This is a genomic window from Rhodococcus sp. R1101 (genome assembly GCF_000278445.1).
Taxonomy (GTDB): Bacteria; Actinomycetota; Actinomycetes; order Mycobacteriales; family Mycobacteriaceae; genus Rhodococcus; species Rhodococcus gordoniae.
Genome location: NZ_AJVB01000468.1, coordinates 1 through 3,043, shown reverse-complemented (window position 1 = coordinate 3,043; position 3,043 = coordinate 1). Strand labels below are relative to the sequence as shown.

Below are 3,043 nucleotides of genomic sequence, written 5' to 3'. Positions count from 1 at the left end.
GCCGGCACCCGGCGCGGTCTCGATGACGAGACCGTAATCGTTGCCGAAGGCGGCACGTAACCGGTCGTCGACGTTGGCGAGACCCACGTGCGCCGACTCCCGGACACCGCTGCCGTGCTCGCTCTCGGCGATCGCGTCGAGCGTCCCCGAGCGCAGCAGTTCCGGATCCATGCCGATGCCGTCGTCCTCGACGCTGATGACACAGTCGGTGCCTTCGTCGGCCGCCGTGATGATGATCGTCCCCGTGCGGGTGTCCTTGCCCGCGATCCCGTGCCGCACGGCGTTCTCGACGAGCGGCTGCAGGGCGAGGAAGGGCAGCGTCACGTTGAGCACCTCGGGCGCGATCTGCAGACGCACCTCGAGGGCATTGCCGAAGCGGGCGCGTTCGAGCGTCAGGTACCGGTCGATGTTGCGCAGTTCGTCGGCCAGCAGGGTGTACTCGCCCGCCGCGCGGAACGAGTACCGGGTGAAGTCCGCGAAATCCAGCAACAGTTCGCGGGCCCGATCGGGGTCGGTGCGGACGAACGACGCCACCGTGTTGAGCGCGTTGTAGATGAAGTGCGGACTGATCTGGGCGCGGAGCGCACGGACCTCGGCGCGGTCGAGCCGGGCGCGGGAGGCATCGAGTTCGGCCAGTTCGATCTGACTGCACGCATAACGCGCCACCTCGGTGATCGCACCGAGCAGCGCAGGGCCGGGTTCGACGGTCGTCACGACTCCGAGCACCCCCGCGACACCCACGTCCTCCACGACGAGCGGCTGCGCGATCAGTGCGCGGGCCGCGAGATCGCCGTTGGTCCGGCGCAGATCGTGGTGACCGACGAGGACACGTCGCTTGTCGGCTGCGGCACGGCAGGCGGCGGCGAGCATCTCGTCCGTCAGTTCCTCGAACGGACCGTCCCATGCGAGCAGTGCGCCGTCCTCGTCCAGCAGTGCCACCGCGCGAGCTTCGGCCAGCAGCATCCGCAGGTGCGGAGCCGCTTCCTTCGCGGACGACGCGTCGAGTCCGGCCCGGAGCGGACGGGCCGCGAGCGACGCCGTGTGCAACGTCGCGTGGACCGCGCGTTCGGCGGGTGTGGTGACCACCCGCCGGGTCCACAGCACCACCGAGATCACGACCAGCACCAGGAGCAGCACGGCCACTGCGAGCTCGATCGCGATCATGCGCCCACGTTACGTCGGATCGGCCGGGCGATCCGGGAACGCCCGGCCTGTCGTCCTACCGTTGTGCACCGCTGTCGCGGCGGCGACGGATACGTTCCTCCACGGCTGCCTCGTCGACATCGAGACTCTCCAGCACGTCGCGAAGGATCTCGTCGTCGAGTTCCCCGCGATCGCGTGCGTCGATGAGCGCCTGGCGCCGCGCCTGCAACGTCGCGCGCCGGATGTCGTCGAACAGCGCGGCCGGTTGCGGTCCCGCATCCTCCGCCGCGTCCTCGGCGGTCTCCGCCTCCTGCCGGGATCGGAGCGACGTGCGTGCCCTGTTCAGCAGTGTGCCGTAGATCTCCGGGTTCACACCGTCGGGCGGGTCCGCGGCGAGCTCGCCGAGCACACGGTCGCTCGACTCCGCCGAGATCCGGCGGGCCACCACCATCTGTTCCTCGGTCCGCAGACGCTCGTAGGGGTCGGTGACATCGAGCCTGCGGATGAGCCACGGCATGGTCGCTCCCTGGATGAGCAGTGTGCCGATGGCGACGACGAGCGCGGAGATCTGGATCATCTCCCGACCGGGGAAGTCGGCACCCGACGCGATCACGACAGGCACCCCGCCGGCGGCGGCGAGAGTGACGACTCCCCGCATGCCCGCCCAGGACACCACGACGTGTTCCCGGAAGCGCAGCTGGTCGCGGCCGAGGCGCTCGGATCCGGCGCGGCGCACGAGTGCGCGCCGCCCCCAGTGCAGCAGGCCCCACGCGGGTCGCACGAGCATGACGACGAGCAGGATCGCCACCGCGCCGAGCAACGCGACATGCAGATCGGTGCCGCTGCCGCGGACGTCGTCGAGGACGAACCGGAATTGCAGGCCCATGTAGGCGAAGACGAAGGTCTCGAGCACCACGTCGACGCTTTTCCACACCGCGCGTTCCTGCAGCCGCGTGCTCACCGAGACCTCGGTGGCGCGGTGCCCGAGGAACAGTCCGGCGGCGACGACGGCGAGCACTCCCGAGGCGTGAACCTCCTCGGCCGCGAGGTAGGCCGCGAACGGCAGAACCAGCCCCAGGACGGTCTCGAGCGGCGAGTCGTACATCCGGGCGCGGATCAGGTGCACGATGTACGCGAGCACCAGACCGACGGCGACCCCACCCGCGACCTCGTAGAGGAAGAACAGGACCGGCGAATCGGCGAGGATGTGCGTTCCCGTGACGGCCGAGATCGCCACGGTGAACAAGGTCAGGGCCGTGGCGTCGTTGACCAGCCCTTCCCCGGTCAGCACCGCGAGGACCCGTTTCGGCAGTCCGAGTCGCTGACCCACCGCGACGGCGCTGACCGCGTCGGTCGGTGCGACGACCGCGCCGAGAGCGAGCGCCGCACCGAAGCTCAGCGCCGTCACCATCGCGGATGCGGTCCATGCCACGACGAACGCCGTGACGAGCACGGTGAAGATTCCGAGCCGCAGGATCGACGGCAGGTACCGACGGAAGGTGGGGACCGAGAACCTCAGGGCCGACGAATACAGCAGCGGTGGCAGAACGACCCCGAGGATGACGTCCGGATGCAGTTCGAGCCGTGGCAGACCGGGCACGAACGATACGAGCGCTCCGACGGTGACGAGCACGAGCGGAGCCTGGAGGTCGCGGCGCGACGCGACGGTGGTCACCGCGATTCCGGCGATGACGACCAGCAGGATCCAGGCTCCGTTCATCGCGGCAGTACCGTGCCAGGCGTCCGGTTCACGGTGTGATCGTGGCACAGGAGCCACTCGCCCGGAGGAACCTGCCGATCGTTTGTCTCGACACGGCACGGGTATGCAACCGAGCGACCGCCGTGTACCCGGCCCTGCGAGGAGTGCGTGTGATCCCAGCCCGCGACGACGACGGTTGTG

2 protein-coding genes are annotated in these 3,043 nt (G+C 69.5%); both read right to left on the bottom strand.

The genetic code is table 11. The annotated features are described in order from the left end of the window. Positions 1-1,164 (bottom strand): sensor histidine kinase (locus tag R1101_RS0120010; protein ID WP_016935082.1); only part of this gene is annotated, 1,164 nt, incomplete at its 3' end. Positions 1,165-1,219: 55 nt separating this feature from the next. Then, entirely contained in the window at positions 1,220-2,863 is a 1,644-nt protein-coding gene (locus R1101_RS0120005; RefSeq protein ID WP_016935081.1) for a Na+/H+ antiporter, read from the bottom strand. Positions 2,864-3,043 lie beyond the last annotated feature (180 nt).